General features: G+C 71.3%; 16 protein-coding genes. 4 read left to right on the top strand and 12 right to left on the bottom strand.

The features are described 5' to 3' along the window. Positions 1-50 precede the first annotated feature (50 nt). Positions 51-1,628: an integrase family protein gene (locus ACP56T_RS01440; RefSeq protein WP_305076739.1), complete on the top strand. Its 1,578-nt coding sequence runs from the start codon at positions 51-53 to the stop codon at positions 1,626-1,628. A 12-nt stretch (positions 1,629-1,640) separates the two neighbouring features. On the opposite strand, the gene ACP56T_RS01435 is transcribed toward ACP56T_RS01440, so the two are convergent. The 11 genes from ACP56T_RS01435 to ACP56T_RS01380 form a co-directional block, all read right to left on the bottom strand. After that, positions 1,641-2,366 carry an HIRAN domain-containing protein gene (locus tag ACP56T_RS01435; RefSeq protein ID WP_305076802.1) on the bottom strand — a complete coding sequence of 242 codons (726 nt, stop codon included), beginning with the start codon at positions 2,364-2,366 and terminating at the stop codon, positions 1,641-1,643. A gap of 125 nt (positions 2,367-2,491) precedes the next feature. Further along, on the bottom strand, positions 2,492-2,863 hold the full coding sequence (locus tag ACP56T_RS01425) for a hypothetical protein (protein WP_430910316.1): 372 nt from the start codon (positions 2,861-2,863) through the stop codon (positions 2,492-2,494). After that, the gene (locus tag ACP56T_RS01420; RefSeq protein ID WP_048434678.1) at positions 2,856-3,038 is read right to left on the bottom strand and encodes a hypothetical protein; all 183 of its coding nucleotides are present in this window, start codon (positions 3,036-3,038) and stop codon (positions 2,856-2,858) included. The genes ACP56T_RS01425 and ACP56T_RS01420 overlap by 8 nt, the downstream gene beginning before the upstream one ends. 615 nt (positions 3,039-3,653) lie before the next feature. Next, on the bottom strand, positions 3,654-5,507 hold the full coding sequence (locus ACP56T_RS01415; protein WP_430910315.1) for a GAF domain-containing protein: 1,854 nt from the start codon (positions 5,505-5,507) through the stop codon (positions 3,654-3,656). Between the two features lie 94 nt (positions 5,508-5,601). Beyond that, on the bottom strand, positions 5,602-6,168 hold the full coding sequence (locus ACP56T_RS01410; protein ID WP_305076742.1) for a hypothetical protein: 567 nt from the start codon (positions 6,166-6,168) through the stop codon (positions 5,602-5,604). Further along, positions 6,090-7,157 carry a coiled-coil domain-containing protein gene (locus ACP56T_RS01405; RefSeq protein WP_430910314.1) on the bottom strand — a complete coding sequence of 356 codons (1,068 nt, stop codon included), beginning with the start codon at positions 7,155-7,157 and terminating at the stop codon, positions 6,090-6,092. The genes ACP56T_RS01410 and ACP56T_RS01405 overlap by 79 nt, the downstream gene beginning before the upstream one ends. A gap of 7 nt (positions 7,158-7,164) precedes the next feature. After that, complete coding sequence (locus ACP56T_RS01400) at positions 7,165-7,380, bottom strand: hypothetical protein (RefSeq protein WP_430910538.1); 216 nt, start codon at positions 7,378-7,380, stop codon at positions 7,165-7,167. A 126-nt stretch (positions 7,381-7,506) separates the two neighbouring features. Beyond that, complete coding sequence (locus ACP56T_RS01395; protein ID WP_427453625.1) at positions 7,507-7,662, bottom strand: hypothetical protein; 156 nt, start codon at positions 7,660-7,662, stop codon at positions 7,507-7,509. A gap of 519 nt (positions 7,663-8,181) precedes the next feature. After that, positions 8,182-9,264: a M20/M25/M40 family metallo-hydrolase gene (locus tag ACP56T_RS01390; protein WP_305076744.1), complete on the bottom strand. Its 1,083-nt coding sequence runs from the start codon at positions 9,262-9,264 to the stop codon at positions 8,182-8,184. A 184-nt stretch (positions 9,265-9,448) separates the two neighbouring features. Further along, positions 9,449-10,804, bottom strand: coding sequence for an NAD(P)/FAD-dependent oxidoreductase (locus tag ACP56T_RS01385; RefSeq protein WP_305076745.1), 1,356 nt, complete (start codon positions 10,802-10,804; stop codon positions 9,449-9,451). A 252-nt stretch (positions 10,805-11,056) separates the two neighbouring features. Further along, entirely contained in the window at positions 11,057-11,902 is an 846-nt protein-coding gene (locus tag ACP56T_RS01380; RefSeq protein WP_305076746.1) for an SDR family oxidoreductase, read from the bottom strand. Positions 11,903-12,243: 341 nt separating this feature from the next. On the opposite strand from ACP56T_RS01380, the gene ACP56T_RS01375 reads away from it, so the two are divergent. Further along, complete coding sequence (locus ACP56T_RS01375; protein WP_305076747.1) at positions 12,244-13,812, top strand: potassium/proton antiporter; 1,569 nt, start codon at positions 12,244-12,246, stop codon at positions 13,810-13,812. A 43-nt stretch (positions 13,813-13,855) separates the two neighbouring features. Here ACP56T_RS01375 and ACP56T_RS01370 read toward each other — a convergent pair whose 3' ends face one another. Continuing rightward, positions 13,856-14,365 (bottom strand): YciE/YciF ferroxidase family protein, encoded by a 510-nt coding sequence (locus ACP56T_RS01370; protein WP_305076748.1) that lies wholly within the window; start codon positions 14,363-14,365, stop codon positions 13,856-13,858. A gap of 154 nt (positions 14,366-14,519) precedes the next feature. Here ACP56T_RS01370 and ACP56T_RS01365 point away from each other — a divergent pair, with 154 nt between their 5' ends. After that, on the top strand, positions 14,520-15,278 hold the full coding sequence (locus ACP56T_RS01365) for a Crp/Fnr family transcriptional regulator (protein ID WP_305076749.1): 759 nt from the start codon (positions 14,520-14,522) through the stop codon (positions 15,276-15,278). Continuing rightward, complete coding sequence (locus tag ACP56T_RS01360) at positions 15,275-15,553, top strand: hypothetical protein (protein WP_305076750.1); 279 nt, start codon at positions 15,275-15,277, stop codon at positions 15,551-15,553. Before ACP56T_RS01365 ends, ACP56T_RS01360 begins: the two co-directional genes overlap by 4 nt. Positions 15,554-15,713 lie beyond the last annotated feature (160 nt).

Below are 15,713 nucleotides of genomic sequence, written 5' to 3'. Positions count from 1 at the left end.
TTGCTACGGGTTTGCTACGCGCTAGAGCTTCCGTCCCAGCGGAGCACGACATGCCAAGGAAAGCCGAGACCCTCACCGCCAAGGGCATCGAGAGCCTGATCCGGGAGGCGCGCGAGACTGGCGCCGCGCCCCGGGACGTCGCCGACGGGGGATGCCCGGGGCTGACGCTGCGCCTGACGCCGACGGCGGCGGTCTGGTCGATCCGGTTCCGGCACGCCGACAAGCCGCTGCGCGTGCGCCTCGGCGATGCCCGGGAATGGACCCTGGCGCAGGCTCGCTCGGTCGCCGGGGCCGTCCGGGACCATGTCGAGGCCGGACAAGGCGTCCCGGCGGAAGAGTGGATCACGCTCAAGCGCGCCGCCCTCGCGTCGAAGGGCGAGGTCGAGGTCCCGACCTTCATGCCGCGCGACAAGGGCCCGGCGACGTGGACGTTCGGCGAGGCGCGGCAGGCCTGGGGCGCCTGGATGCGGCGCGAGGTCGAGGCGGGGCTCCTCCGGGACGCGACGGTTCGGAACTACCTGGGGGTGATGGGCGGGCCGGCCATGCGGACGCTCGACGCCAGCATCGTCTCGCGCATCACCGCGGCGGACGTCGCGGCCGTCGTCGAGACGCTGGTCGAGCAAGGCAAGCGGTCGACCGCCCGGGACGTCGTCCGCGTCTCGAAGCGGTTCTGGCCGTGGATGGGCGACGCCGGCCGGAAACACCTAGCCGGCGCCGACCCGAACGCCATGGCGGGGCTGCGGGCGCCGAAGTCCGGAAGCAAGCCGAAGCGGCGGTACCCGCGCCTGCCCGCCGTCGCCTACATGCTGGCCGTCGCCCAGCACGGCGTCCTCTCGACGTCCGTCGGCGGCGCCATCGAGCTCCTCATCTATACCGCGCAGAGGCGCTTAAGCGTCGTCAAGGCCAGGATCGACGAATTCGAGCCCTGGGCCGAGCGTGAGGGCTGGGGCATCTGGTGGCAGGGCCACCGGAAAATCGGCCAGGGCGCGCCGACGGAGGACGACCCGCGCCACGGGTCCCATGCCCTGCCGCTCCCGCCGCACGTCTGGCGGAGGATCGACACGTACCTCGCGTTCTCGCGCCGGGAGGCGGATGAGCGGGGCGTGGCGCGGTCGGAATGGATGTACCCGGCAGCGAGACCGCGGCGGCTCGGCGACCCGGTCACCCACCTGTCGCCGCATACCCTGACGCACGCCGTCGCCGCGATGCCGGGCATCGAGGCCTCGCCCCACGACGTCCGGAGGGCCTTCGCGACCGTGTGCCAGCGCGATCTCGGCGTGGCGACGCCCGTCGTCGGCATGGTCCTCGACCACGCGAACTCGGACTTGCTGGAAGTGTCCGACGGGAACGCGATGACGCGCCGCTACACGCTCGACCAGATGCTCGCCCTGAAGGCGCCGGCCCTGGAGGCGTGGCAGAAAGCGGTGTGGGCCGAGCGGCTCAAGGTAGAGCTCCCGGACAGCATCACGCTGAAGGAGCAGATCGTGGCCGAGAACCTTCGCCAGCGCGGCGTCACCGACCTGGAGGCGGAAGGTGAGCGCCGTCGGAAGGCGGCGGCCAAGGCGTACGCCGAGGGGCGCACGTGGCGCCAGCGACGTCGGCCAGCCGGGGCGACGAACCCCGCCTGAGTCCGCCGGTCCCTAGACGAGCTCGGCCACGGTGACGCGCCGGCGCGGCCGGGCGGCCCATTCGGCCAGGACCGCCCGGAGCTCGTCTGTGACGACGACCGTCGAGCTTGCCGCGTACCAGCCCCGCATCGAGACCTCGACGCGGGCGCCGGCCCGCTCGGCGAGGCGCCGTGCGGTCGAACGCGAGCAACCGACCGCATGGGCGATGTCGAAGAGCTCGATGCACCGTCCGGCCTCGGGCAGACGCGCCTCGTCGATGGGCTCTGGCGGAAGCTGCGCGACGAAGGTGTTGACGGCCTGCGCGAGCCGGGCGGCCCTGGCCCGCTTCAGGCGCTCTTCGAACCGCGCGGCCCGGGCGCGGCTGTCGCCCTCGCGGCGCATCTCGGCAAGCTTCTCCGACCAGCGCCACTCTTCCAGCGCCTGCGCGACCGCGTGCTTGATCAGCTTCCCGTGCAGTTCGGCGACGGCGGGGCCGACGAGAAGCGCCCGGGCCGACCAGGCCGAACCGTCACCGGCATCAGCGACGTAGGCCCGCAGGGGCACGCCCGCATCCATCTGCGGGGCGACTTCCCGGGCGACGCCCCGGGGCAGGTGCCCGAGGCGGATGTCGTTCCGCCACCAGACCTCGACGGCCCGCGGGTCGTACTCGTTGTCGGGCGCCCGGACGAGGACGAGGCGGTCCCCGGCACGGGGCGGACCGGCTCGCCGTCCAGGCCGGTCTGGTCGTAGTCGTAGTATTGCAAGCCGGCGATCTCCGTGCCGGCCCAGGGCTCGCCGGCCCGGATGCGAGGGGCCTCGACGGCGGCGTCGACGCCCTCCAGGCGGACGACCGCCGGGGGCTCGAAGGGGGAATCGGTCATTGCCTACTCCTCACGCGAGCGCAGGATGCGGGCTGCGTGGCTACGAGCCTGCAGCCGGACGCAGGACAGAACCGTGGGGGGCGGCGTGCCTTTCCCCGCGAGCCAGCGGCGAATTTGACGGTGATCCACGCCGATCTCGACGCCGATTTTGCCGATCCATAGTTCTCCGTATTGAGCGCGTGCGATGCGGGCGACGACATCGATGTCGCGCTCGTCGAGGCGGGGGCCGCCGTTCGCGCCAATGGCGAGGCGGGCTGCGCCTGCCGCCTCGGCAGCGACCTTCTCGGCAATGGCATCCTCCAAATCGAGTTGGCCCGGGAGCCGCTCGGTGTTCGAGGGCGCCCGGTTGGCGAGGCGAGCGAGGACGTCAGCCACGGCGAGCCTCTCGCGGTGACAGCTCGGGCAGCGGACGTTCGTGCGCCCAGGCGTCGAGCCAATGCCACCTCTCCTGGGCGGCCTCGGCGCCGTGCGAATCGACGATCTGCGCGACCAAAGCCGGCGACGGCGACGCGTGGATGGCAGCGTCGATGCTGTAGACGCCGTCGCTCACAGAAGCCTCCCCTGCGACTGTCGGGGATCGGCTGACGGCATGCGGCGGGGCGGCCGCGGCGGGAGCTTCGGCGCCGCCGCCGGGACGGTGCGAACCTGCGCGACGGGGCGCGCGTCGACGGGCGCGGCCGGGGGCACCTCGGGCGGAAGGGGTTCGACCGGGGCGCGGGGAGCAGAGCGGTTGAAGGACGGGGACTGCGCCAGGCGCTCGTCGGCGATGAGATGCCTGAGGAAATCGGGCAGGTCCCGGATGTCCGGGTCGTCGAGGAAGGGGTTACGCGACACGGCCCGCGCCCTCCACGGGGACGATGGCTTGCTCAAGCCCGAGGCCGGCGAGGAGCCGCGCGCCCGGGGGGCGCCGCTTGGCGCGCACGTCAATGAGGTATGCCGGGCTGACGCCCAGCGAACGGGCGGCCGCGCTGGCCGAACCGGCGGCCTCCACGCGGGCACGCAGGAGGTCGAGGACCTCGTCGCGCGTTAACCTGGGTCCCATCGAAGTTATCATTCCCTCAGTAGAAAGCCGCAGCTCGCCCTATTACGACCCGCATTGCCAACGATGGTAAGCACCACGACGATGCGCGCAAGAGCCGCTTGGTTAAATTGAACACCGTTCAATTTATGTCATCGAAGGAGGCTCCGATCCACCGACTTTCAAAGCATTTTGGAGCTCGACAACATCTTGCGAATCCTGTCTTCGGGGGGGCACTTTACCCTCGTTGCCAACCCGTGAAAGACCGCTGCCGTGCTCTCCCTCGCTCTCCTCATCCTCACTGCCGCCGGGGTCGTCCTCCCGATCCTGGCGGCCGCCGTCGCCGCGTCCCGGGGCGCCTCGGAGCCGGCCGCTCCGGTCCCCACGCCCCTCGGGGCGGCCATCCCCCTCTCGGCGCTCGGCCTCACGTGGCGCCGCCTTCGTGACGTGCGCACCGGCCGAGGCCCGCGCGTCCTCTGGCTCGGTGAGGGAGACTCGACGCGGTATTCCCGTGCCTTCCGGCTGGCGAAGGCGCCGCTCTACGATGCGGGCTATTCCTGGGGGACGGTCGAGCGGAGCGGGGGCGCGGTCCAGCTCGTGTGCTGGGAAGACCCGGCGCAGGGCGACGCGGTAGCGGTCGACGCCATCGCCGCGGCCGAGGCCTCCCTCGCCGAGGACGACGGCCGGCTCGCCCTGGAGGAACAGCGCCGCAGGCAGGCTGAGGCCCTCGACGCGGAGCTCAACGGGGACGCGAGGAGGGGCGACCTGGAGGCCCTGCGCCAGTCGCTCAGGCTGAAAGCGTGGGCGTGGTCCAAGCGTGTCGAAGCGGACCGTCCTGCCCGCCCGCAGGTCATCCAAAAGTGGTCCGACGAAATCGGACTGCCGTAGGATGGCAGGATGCGTCTCGGCACCATCCGCAGTCCAACTCCGGCGAATGTGGACCAGGTCGTGTTCGTCGTCGAATTCCCCAAAGGCGACGCGTGAGGCGTTGAGCCTGAGTCCCAGGAGCCGGGTAGCAGTTTCGACCACGCCCTCGGCGCTCGTCTGGGACCGCATGGCGTCCCCCAGCTCAAGCAGGAACCCTTGGCGCTCTTCGCGTTCGCGCAGCACCTCCTCAGCGCGTTTGCGTTCGGTCGTGTCGTTGAAGACGAGGCAGATCTGCCGGCTGCCTTCCCCGCCAACGCGCGAGATGAAGACGTCGTACCACCTGCCGGTTTCTTCATGGTGGCTTTCGACGCGCCGTGCCACGCCGGTTCGGGCCACTTCGGCATAGGTTCCGATCCAGTAATCCTCGGTGTTCGGGCTCACCTCGCTTCTGAGCTTGCCGACGACACCGGTCAGCCCGGTCTGTTTCTCGAACGCTGCGTTCACTTCCACGAAACGGTAGTCCAACGAGCGCTGGGGATCGTCGACATATTCGAGCAGGCAGAAGCCTTCGTCGATCGACTCGAACAAGGTTCGGTATTTCTGTTCGCTCTCCCGCAGCCCCGCTTCGATGCGGGTCCGCTCGATCTCCGACCAGGCGCGTTTGGCGAGCGCTTCGACGAAGGCGACCTCCTCGGCGGTCCAGCGACGGGGCGCGATCCCCTGGCTGGTGTTGAGGATTGCGACCAGTCGGCCGCCCACCAGCACCGGAACCGCGATCCCGGCCAGGAGGCCTCGCTCGACCATCGCCGCCTTGACCGGGTCGGGGATGCGCGGGTCGAGCACGACATCCTCGTAAACCACCGGCCGGCCCGCCAGGTGTTCCGCGGCGAACGGCTCGCGCTCGTCGAACGGCCAGCGCGACGGTTCGGCCGTCGTGCCGTCCGCGTAGAAGACCCAATCTGAAACGTACTCCCGAGCCTCCCAATCCATCACGGCCCAGAGCGTGCGCTCGGTGCCGAGTTGCTCGGTGAGGATGCGGCAGGTCTCCTCCGCCACCAGGGCCGGGTCGGACAGGCCGCGCACCGCGTCCGAGAAGCGAACCAGGAAGGCGTTGCGCTCCTCGCTCGCACGCATCCTCCGGCGCGCAGCCCGCTCGTCAAGGCGGGCTCGGCTCGTGATGTGCGATGCTGATGGGGGTGGGACCGCCCGGAGGCGGTCCCGTTGAGGCCTACTCGGCGGCGATGCCGTAGTAGCCCTCGTCGTCGCGGCGCTCCGCGTCAGCCAGCGCCCGGGCCTCGGCGTCGGGCTCCAGGCTCTCCGGATCGCCTTCGAAGGCGTCGATGTCCCAGCTCCGATCCTCGTCCATGCCGACCTGGGGCTCCTCGCCCGGCTCGGGGCCGGCAACGGCGGCCGGCACTTCGCCCTCGTCCGCCAGGAAGGCCGGAAGCGCCTCCTCCTCCGGTTCCAAGGCGGCGGGCGCCGGCTCGGGCTGGGTGGGTGCCGGATTGCTGCGCTCCAGGCCCGGCGTGCGCAGCGGCTGCGGGAGCCAGCCGGTGCCCTCGACCAGTCGCGTGGCTTCCTCGGCCATTTCGGACCGCTTCAGGTGATCGATAAGTTGCGCGGCCGCCTCGCCCTTGGCCTCGCGCACGGCGGCCAGGATGCGCCCCTTCGTGACGTGCCCGAAGAAGGTTTCCTTGGTCGGCTGCCAGTGCTCGGTCATGTCGAGCCCGACGAGTTCCGCCACCCGGTCCGCATGGGCGATGGCCCCGGCCCGCCCGTCATGGGGCTGCTGCATCGGTTTAGGCTCAGGCCGGCGCACAGGGCGAACAGGTCCGCCCGCGAGTCGGGGTCGAGGCCCAGCAGGGCGTCCCAGAGGCGCACACCCTCCTTGGGCAGGCGCTCCTGCCACTCGCGCCGCCGACGCTCCAGGGCGATGGCTCCCGGCGCCTCGGCCAGGTTCGGGACGTCCCGGCCGGGCTCCGTCGAGCGGAACTGGATTTCCAGGCAGCTCTCCGCCCCGCGACCATGGGCGCTGTAACCGGCCGCGTAGGCGGCCATGCCGCGATAGAACGCGCCGAGCGCGAGCGCGTGGAGCACGGCCAGGAAGGCCGCGTCCGGGTCGTTGCTGAGCGCCTCACGCAGGGCGACCGTGCGCTGGGTGGTCAGCTCTGCGATCAGGCGCGCGCTCAAGGGACGCTCGCCGTCCTCGTCCTCGGGCTCCGCCCCCTGGGGAGTTTGGACGTCAGCGCCGCCCACCGCCGCGCCGCCGACCGTGAAGGTGGCGCGCTGGATGGTCCCGGCGCGCGTCTGCCCGGGCGTGACGTCGGTCCCACCGCCCTCGGCGACGGCGGGCTCGGCCGCTCTCGGCTCGTCCTGCCGGCGCACCCAGCCCCGGTCGATGGCGGGCTTGCCGTCGTAGCCGATGCTCACGAAGGCGCCGGCGTAGGCCATCTGCTCGGCGCTGTAGCGCGCTTGCCTGCCCTCGAAGGTCTCGATCGCCTGCTCGAGTTCGCCGAGCCGCGCATCCACCTCCTCGGGCAACTCCTCGACGTCCTGGTACTCCTGTTCGAGGCGCTCGTACTCCTCCTGCAGGGCGGCGAAGGCGCCCTGGGCGTCCTCGATCACCGCCACCTCGGCCGGCTCTAGCCGGCGCAGGTGGTAGGTGTGGTTGTAGGGGAAGCTCTCGGCCGCCTCGACCCACCGCCAGCCCTCGGCCAGCACCTCGGCCGTGATTGCCTGCAACTTCTCCTGCGCGAGGCGGCTCAGGAGCGGCACATCCTTCATCCAGCCATCACCATCCTGGCTGAACAGGTCGCGCAGCACCTCGCCCCCGGCCGCCTCGTAGGACGTGGAGGGACTGGATCAGGCCGCGGCGGGCGATGTCCTCAGCGAGGTCCTCGATGCTTTGGCCGTTCTGGATGCGGCGGACGTTCTTCTGGGACAGCACCAGCTTGTTGAAGGGGATGTCGCGCGCGCTGGTGAGCGTGATCTTCGGCAAGGTCGCCATGTCGGCGGGTCTCCGCGACGGGCGGGCGAGAGCCTTTCTCTCACCCCAACACTCGTCACAAAGCTCCTCCCAGCCCTCCTCCTCTCGTCAGGGCACCGGTCGGACCGACGCGCCTGCTCGCGGCCCTCACGCGTCTTGGGCGCCGAGTGGGAAGCGGGACGGCTGGTCAAGCCTGGTGTGCTGCGGCGAGGCGATCACCACCTCGGCGCCGATCATGGACCCGCCGGCGGTGCGACCGATCCACCGCTGCGCCGAGGCGCTGCCAAGCAGATGCCCCGCCATGCTGGCCACCACGCTGGGCGGGAAGCCGCTATCCGCTCCTCAACCCCCGAAGACGACGCAGCGCAGCCTCGCACATCCTGCTCGGATCACGCTCGCCACCCAGCGCAGGCTCGATGACGCTGCGGGCGAGCACTCGGCGCAGTTCCAGCGGCGAGAAGGCGGCCGTGGTGCTCTCATCGACCGCGTTCAGGGCGGTTCGGTAAGCGCTCTCGACCACCCGGAGTTCCGCGGGGCTGAGGCACTGCATCAGGGGCGGAGAAGGCATCGTTGCCATACCTGGGAGAGAGCACCCGCAAGCCACGCGGACATTCACAATTGCTCATGCACCCTGCGAAGCCGCCCGGTCCCGGCACACCGTCCGGCAGCATACGAAACAGGAACGTTCCGGCCCATGCAGCATTACTGGGTCGACCACGCCTCGCGCATAGTGGTGAGGGCCGGGAGGGAGCACGGAGGTACTGCCCCTCCCGGCCCTGGCGTGACGTGAAGGGACCTGTGCGCCACGCCTCACCGCCGGTCTCACGAGCCGTTCGCGAGGCGCGGCGTGAAGTCCGTGTCCGGCCCGACCCGCCGGCAATACGCCGCGACCAAGCGGGCGCAGGCCTCGACGTCGGCGAGGCTCAAGGTCTCGGAGGGCGTGTGCATGTAGCGAAGCGCCACGCCGACCAGCCCGGTGGCGACGCCGGCGCGGCCGACCTGCACGGCGTTCGCGTCCGTGGGCGTGATGCCCGCGAAGACGCTCACCTGATAGGGGATGCCCTCCTCGCGCGCCGCCGAGGTCAGGAGGTCGAAGACGACCGGGTTCACGTTCGCGCCGCGGGCGATCGTCGGCCCGCGCCCGAGTTCGAGTTGCCCGAGCTGGGTTTCGTCGAGCCGCGGCAGATCGGTTGCGTGGTCCATGTCGACGACGAGACCCGTGACCGGCCCGATGGCCTCCGTCGCGGTCTGGGCGCCGCGCGACCCGATCTCCTCCTGGACGGTGGCGACCGCGTACAGGCCCATCTCGGGATGCAGGCCGCCCTCGTCGTGCAGCAGCCGCATCGCCTCCGCGATGATCACGGCGCCGGCCGTGTTGTCGAACCCGCGCGCGGCGGCGCGCTCCCCCATGAGCGGCTGGAACTCCTGCTGGAAGGTGACCGGGTCCCCGAGCCGGACCACCTCCTCGGCCTCTGCCCTCGACCTCGCCCCGATGTCGATCCAGAGCTTCTTGATCTCCGGCCGCTTCGTCTTCTCGTCAGGGCTCAGAAGGTGGAAGGCCCGGCTGCCGACTACGCCGGGCAAGCGCTGCCGCCCATGCACCCAGACCCGCTGCCCGACCGGGGTGACGTCGTCATGCCCGCCGATGCCGCTGAAGTGCAGCAGGCCGTCCTCGCGTATGTGGTGGACCAGGAACCCGATCTCGTCGATGTGCCCGGCCAGCATGATCCTGGCTTCCGCCTCCGGGTTCAGCACCGCGGCGACGTTGCCGGCGACGTCCGTCCTGACCAGGTCGGCGTAGCGCTCCGTGTAGCGGCGGTAGACCTCTGCGGCCGGCTGCTCGAAGCCGCTGGGCGAGGGCGCGTTGGCCAGCGATCTCATGAAGTCCAGCGTCTCAGGGCGCATCGCGCTCACTCCTCCGTTCGTACCGCATCGAGCCGCGGGGAGAGGTGCCGCAACGGGCACGACAACGGACCAGACCTCGACCGGTGCCCTGGTCGACCCGGTTTTTCGCCGAGAACAGCTCGAACTCTCGCCTGCAGGTGCGTGTTGAGCGCGCCCCACAGCGAGGGTGAGCCCAGCCGTCGAGCTAACCCCAGACGCGGCCCTTCGACGGGGCGACCCCCGCCCCGGCCGCCGGCTGGGCGGCGGAGGGCAGGAGCGACGGCCCTCCCGGCGGCGCCTCGGCGGGACCGGCGTTCGCGGGCTCGGTGATCAGGCGCGCGCGCCGGCCGAAGGTCGCGTACTCCCACACCCAGCTGAACGCGACCGCGATCCGGCTGCGGAGCCCGATCAGGAAGTAGACGTGGGCCACGCTCCAGAAGAGCCAGGCCGTGAACCCGGTGAGGGTCAGGCGGTCGAGCTTCACCACCGCCGCCCGCCGCCCGATCGTGGCAAGGTCGCCCTGGTGCCGGTACTGGAACGGACCGGGGAGCGGCCGTCCCCTGGCGCGGGCGGCGATGAGCTCACCGACGTAGCGGCCCATCTGCTTGGCGGCGGGAGCAAGCCCCGGCACCGGCCTGCCGTCCGGCATGGCGGCCGAGGCCGTGTCGCCGATGACGAAGATCTCCGGCCGGCCCGGAAGCGTCAGGTCCGGGGCCACCTTGACCCGACCGGCGCGGTCGCGCTCCGCGCCGAGCCAGTCCGCGGCCGCCGAGGCCGCCACGCCGGCCGCCCACACGATGGCGCCCGCATCGATCCGGCGCTCGCCCACGATCGCGTGGCCCCGGCCGATGGCGGTGACCGGCGTGCCCGTGATCACCTCCACCCCCCGACGCTCCAGGGTGCGCCGGGCATAGGCGCTCAAGGGCTCGGGAAAGGCCGCGAGCAGCCGCGGGCCGGCCTCGACGAGGAGCACGCGCGCCTGGCGCGGATCGATGGTGCGGAAGTCGGGCGGCAGGGCCTCGCGCGCCACGTCGGCGATGGCGCCGGCCATCTCGACCCCGGTGGGACCGCCCCCGACCACGACGAAGGTGGTCAGAGCCTCGCGCTCGGCCGGCTCGGACGCGAGCTCGGCACGCTCGAAGGCGATCAGGATGCGGCGGCGGATCTCGGTCGCATCCTCGATGCGCTTCAGCCCCGGCGCGTGCGGCGCCCACTCCTCATGGCCGAAGTAGGCGTGGGTCGCGCCTGTAGCGACAACAAGCTGATCGTAGGCGAAGTCGCCGCCGGTCGTGTGGACGAGCCGCTGGTCCGCGTCGATCGCGTTCACCTGGGCCATCAGAACGCGCGTGTTCTTCTGGCGCGAGAGGATGCCGCGGATCGGCCAGGCGACGTCGGCCGGGTTCAGCGCGGCGGTGGCCACCTGGTAGAGCAGGGGCTGAAAGCAGTGGTGGTTCTGCCGGTCGATCAGGGTGACCTCGACCGGCGCGCGCCCGAGCGCCTTCGCGGCCTCCAGGCCCGCGAAGCCGCCACCGATGATCACCACGCGCCAGGGCTCGGCCATCACGCTCCATCCCTCCAGGCGGGCCTACCGCCGCCTTCCCGCACGATATCGCCTCCCTGCTCCTGCCTGACCGGCTCGGAGCGTTGTTCGACGATGCCGGTTTCGCCGACTTCCACCCGGCTCTGGGCCAGCCGACCGAGGAGGGGCAAGGACCGGGGTAACCCCGCGGCGCGTAGTCCTGATCAGGTTCCGGTGATCGACCGCGACCCGATCGAGGCCTCACCGCGCCAGGCGCCGCCGAGCGTGCGAAGCCTACAGCAGCGGCGTGCCCCCGGTCACGGCGTGGATGCCGCCCGTCATGTAGCTGCCCTCGTCGGAGGCGAGCAGGACGTAGATGCCCGCCAGCTCCCGGGGCTGACCGGGGCGGCCGAGCGGCGTGTCCTCGCCGAAGCTCTTCACCTTCTCGTCCGGCATGGTGGAGGGGATGAGCGGCGTCCAGATCGGCCCGGGGGCCACCGCGTTCACGCGGATGCCTTTGCCGCCCAGCATCTGGGCCAGGCCCGCGGTGAAGTTCGAGACGGCGCCCTTGGTCGCGGCGTAGGCCAAGAGCATCGGGGCGGGCTTGTCCGACTGGATCGAGGTGGTGTTGATGATGGACGAGCCCGGCCGCATGTGGGGCACGGCGGCCTGGGCGAGGCGGAACATGGCCGTGATGTTGGTGCGGAACGTGTACTCCCACTCCTCGTCCGGAACCTCGTCCAGCGACTGGTACGTGCGCTGGAAGGCGGCGTTGTTCACCAGGATGTCGATGCGGCCGAACTCGGCCACGGCCCGGTCGACGATCGACCGGCACTGGGCGGCCTCGGCGATGTCGCCGGGGACCCGCACGCAGCGTCGCCCCGCCGCCTCGACGTGGCGCGCCGTCTCCCGGGCGTCCGCGTCCTCCGCCTCGCTCAGGTAGCTGATGAGCACGTCCGCGCCCTCGCGGGCGTAGGCGATGGCCACCGCCCTCCCGATGCTGTCCCCGCCCGTGATCACCGCCACGCGCCCGGTGAGCTTGTCGCAGCCCCGGTAGCTCTCCTCGCCATGGTCGGCACGCGGCGTCATCTCCGCCTCGGTGCCGGGGGGCTCGATATGCTCCTGGTCAGGCTGGCTCATGCCGGTTCTCCTTGGCTCTCATGGCGCTGCGCGCCGGCGGGTGTCGCGGGGCTGTCCCGGACCGGAGCGCGCCCGAGCGCCTTCATGCCCTCAAGGCCCGAAGGAGCACCGCCGCTGGTCACCAAGCGCCATGGCTCGGCCGTGGGAACTCCGTCCCGACAGGCCCAACAGCCGCCCCCGCCATGGGTTCCCCCGCCGGCGCTGGCCCAGATGGGCCGGCACCTCCGCAGGCCGCTCCACCCAGGCGCGAGCAGCGGACCCCGGCTGGCCGCGACAGATCGGAACCTGAGGCGGCCATCGCGCCTTGCGCAGCGGCCCGCCCCTTTGCCTTAAGCCACCTCATGTCCAGCATCAGTGCCGTAAATCTCGTCGTCCTCGCCACCGCCCTCGTCGCGGTCGGGTCGATGCTCTCCAGCCTCCTCGCCGCGCGGCTCGGAGCGCCCGTTCTCATCGCCTTCCTGGCCGTCGGCATGCTGATCGGGCGGGAGGGCCCGGGCGGCTTCACCTTTGCGAACTACCACTCCGCCTACCTGATCGGGTCGCTCGCGCTCGCGGTCATCCTGTTCGACGGCGGGCTTCGCACCAGGGCGGACGCGGTGCGCGCGTGTCTCAAGCCGGGCCTGATGCTGGCGACCCTCGGGGTGCTCCTCACCGCGCTGATCGTGGGCGTCGCGGCGCGCTTCGCCCTCGACCTCACCTGGCCCGGCGCATTGCTGCTCGGCGCGACCATCGCCTCCACCGACGCCGCGGCCGTGTTCTTCCTGCTGCGCGCCCATGGCCTCAAGGTCGAGCACCGCATCGAGGCCACGCTCGAGGTGGAGTCGGCCGCCAACGACCCGCTGGCCGTGTTCCTAACCGTCACGCTTGTCGAGCTGGCGGCCCATCCGGGCACGCCGCCCGGGGCGTCGGTGCTCCTCCACCTCGCGCAGGAGGCGGTCCTCGGCACGGCGCTGGGCCTCGCGGGCGGGTTCGCAGCCTCGTGGGCGCTGAACCGCGTCCGGCTCCCGTCGGGTCTCAACCCGCTCTTCGCGCTCTCCTGCGGGCTCCTCGTGTTCGGCGCCACGTCGGTGGCCGGCGGCAGCGGGTTCCTGGCCGTCTATCTCGCCGGCGTCGTCGTCGGGAACCGCCCGATCCCGGGCGCCGCGCGCGTGCTGAACGTGCATGAGGCGATGACGTGGCTCGCGCAGATGGGGATGCTGGTGGTGCTGGGCGTTCTCGTCACGCCCTCGCGGCTCGTCGCGCAGGCAGGGCCGGCACTGGTGGTCGCCTTCGCCCTGATCCTCGTCGCCCGGCCCCTCTCCGTGTTCGCCTGCCTGGCGCCGTTCGGCTTCAGCCGTGCCGAGCGGGTCTTCGTGTCGGCCATGGGCCTACGCGGGGCGGTAGGCATCTTCCTGGCCTCGATCCCGGTGCTGGCGGGCGTGCCTGACGCCGAGCTCTACTTCAACGTGGCGTTCTTCGTGGTGCTGACGTCGCTGGTGCTGCAAGGCTGGACGGCGGGGCCGATCGCGCGCCGGCTCGGGCTCGCCGCCCCGGGCCATGTGGAGCCGCGCCGGGTCGACCTCGGAGCGCCGATCAGGGTCGAGGAGGAACTGGTCGGCTTCCCCGTGCGGCTTGGCGCCCCGATCCTCGGCGGCGCACCATTGCCGCCGGGGGTGCGCCTCGCCTTCGTCGTGCGCGACAACCGGATCAGGTTCGCCCACGAGATGCGCCGGAGCGAGGACGCGCTCGCGCCGGGCGACCACGCCTACGTGGTCGCCCGGCCCTCGGCCCTTCCCGCGCTCGATCGCTTGTTCGTGCCAAGCTCCTCGGAGCCCGGCGCCATGTCGCGGGACGGGCGGGACGTCCACTCCTCGGCGGAGGTCGAGCGCTTTCGCTCCGTCCTGGGCCGGCGCATCTTTCGGCGCCGATGAACAGGGCTCCCGCGCACGATGCCGCTGGGGCGACGTCGCGATCTCAGATCGTGATCACCTCCAGAGCGTTGGCTTCCGGGTACACCGCGACCTCGGCCACCAGGTCGAGGTTGCTGATGGACCGCGCCTGCTGCCTGAGCAGCTCCTGCAGGAGGCGGGCGTCGTCGTGCAGCTCGAGCACGCGCGCAAAGTCGACGCAGGTGTGATAGGCGGCCAGCTCGTAGTACTCGGTGCGACGCGCCGACGAGATCAGTCCGGCATCACGCAGGTAGGGGTCGCGCACCAGCCCTATCGCGCGCTCCGCCTCGCGCAGGATGGCCTGCATCGTCTGGTCCACATGCTCGGTGGCGTCGAGGCGCCAAACCGCGATGAGGTGGTCGAGCCGCTTCAGTTGCCCGCGCGTCTCCTCCAGATGCGTCTCGAACAGCTCCCGCAAGGGGCGGTGCTTGGCGACGGCCGCCATCTTCGGCAACATGCCGACGAGCATAGCCTCGATGCTACGCAACTCCTGCAGCTCGGCGTGGTAGATGTCGCGCAGGTCGTCCATCAGCATGGCCGGCTCCGTGGGGCTGATCGGCGCTGCCAACGTCGCGGCGCGGCAGGAGTTTCCTGTCAGGGGTGAACCCGCACCCGGGCTCGGCCCCGGTCGATCCTGCCGGCCGACTCGGAAGAGCATCAGCTGCCCCCCGGCTCCCCCAGGATGGCCCATGCCTGACCCGGCCCGCTACGCCCTCCACCGCCCCGAGATCCGGGAGGCGCTCGATCGCGGCGAGGCGGCCATCCTCAACCTGATGGGACCGACACCCCAAGTCTTCAGCGCCGGCCAGACCGTGATCGGCATGGAGGAGGAGCACGAGACCGTTCATCGCCTGCGCACAGGCTGGCTCGCCCGCACCCGCCGCCTGCCGGACGGGCGCAACCAGATCATCGCGGTGTTCCTGCCGGGCGACCTGTTCGGCATCAAAACCATGTTCATGGTCCGCCAGCCGGACGCCGTGGAGGCGATCACCGACGCGACCATCGACCGCGTGGAGCAGGAGCGGCTGCGCGCCATGATGGCGCACGACTTCGACGTGACCTTGCGCGTGATCTGGCAGGTGATCGAGGACGAGCGCCGGCTCCACGCCTGGGTCGTGGGGTTGGGCAACGGCAACGCCGAGGAGCGCGTGGCGCAAATGCTGCTCGAGTTCCGCGGCCGCCTGGCGCGCTCGGGTCACATCGCGCCCGACGCCGCCGAGTATCGGCTCCCCATGAAGCACCACCACATCGCCGACCTCCTCGGCATCACCGACGTCCATGTCAGCCGCGTGCTGAAGCACCTGCGGGAGGCCGAGGTCGCCTGCCTCGAGCGCGGCACGGCCCGCCTCCTCGATCTGCGGGCGCTGGAGCGCCTGGCCCGCCCCGTTCAGGACGTGTTCGAGCGTGCCAGCCCAGAGTTCGGCGGAGGGGAAAGGGAGGCGACGTGAGCGAGGGCGGCGCACGCCACGAGCGGCTCGACGGCACCGAAACCCTGCACCACGCCGAGGGCCGGGCCGCGCTCGCGCTCGTGGAGTGCCTGCTGATGACCCTGCTCGACACGCGCGTGCTGACGCGCGAGCAGCTCGTCGAGGCGGTCGAGAGCGCGGTCGAGGCCAACCGGCAGTCCGCGGACGACGACCATCACCAGGCGGTGTCGCAGGCCGCGGCGGGGCTGCTTCGCAGCATCGGAGGAAGCATGGCGGTGGTCGTCCGCAAGCCCTGACGCAACCGTCCCGCCGGGCGAGACCTGGATTGGCGCCAGCACCGGCCGGCACTTGATCCAGGTTAAGAGGCGCCGCACTTTTCCGACCAGACCTCCTGATTTCCCATGAACCGTTCGGGATCCTCGCGCATTCATGTAGCGGCAGCGGCGCGCAATGGCC

The organism is Methylobacterium endophyticum, from assembly GCF_050591105.1.
Lineage (GTDB): Bacteria > Pseudomonadota > Alphaproteobacteria > Rhizobiales > Beijerinckiaceae > Methylobacterium.
Note: the sequence above shows the minus strand (reverse complement) of the source record. Positions and strands in the feature narration are given on the sequence as shown.